Here is a 698-nt window from a genome sequence, read left to right on the forward strand (position 1 = left end):
AAATACCCGGATACATTGTGATCACACCGATTGGTTGAGGAGTAATGTTGTGAACTTTGAATTCACCTTCAGGTTGCGCGTTCACCTTGATGCTGTTGCTAATCTGAATGTTGATGCCCGCTTCCAACAATGGCGGCAAGTTTGGTGACGTAAATGCATTAAAGCCGTCAGCATGAGATTTTGTGCTGCGGTTGCCACGCATCAACTGATTGTTGAAGAATAAGGTGACTTCGTTGATTGGGTAGTTTGCTGCGATGTGCAGAGCATTTAGTAAGTTTGCTTGACCATCAGAGCGCAGTTCAGCCAAAGGAATTTGAGAACCAGTAACGATAACTGGCTTACCCAGGTTTTCTAGCATGAAAGACAAAGCCGACGCGGTGTAAGCCATCGTGTCAGTGCCGTGCAGAATAACGAAACCATCGTACTTGTCGTAGTTGTCACGAATGTCATCAGCGATTTGTTGCCAGTCTGCTGGTGTCATATCTGATGAGTCGATAAGAGGATCATATTCGTGGATAGTGTATTCCGGCATCTCTGGACGGTGAAATTCCGGCATGCTGGCAAGCTGTTTTTCCATAAAGCCAGCGATAGGAACGTAACCGTGATCCGATTTTAGCATACCGATGGTGCCACCGGTGTAAGCGATGTAGATGTGTTTTCTAGTCATCGTTTTTTCTTTCGTGTAGGGGAACAGAGGC

The 698-nt window shown here is 46.1% G+C and carries 1 protein-coding gene; it reads right to left on the bottom strand.

The window, feature by feature from the left end:
- Positions 1–667, bottom strand: a 667-nt coding sequence (gene ansA / locus R7044_RS25555) for an asparaginase (RefSeq protein WP_225456040.1), incomplete at its 3' end; no start/stop codon positions are given.
- Between the last annotated feature and the right edge of the window lie 31 nt (positions 668–698).

The organism is Vibrio sp. 1402, assembly GCF_033340275.1.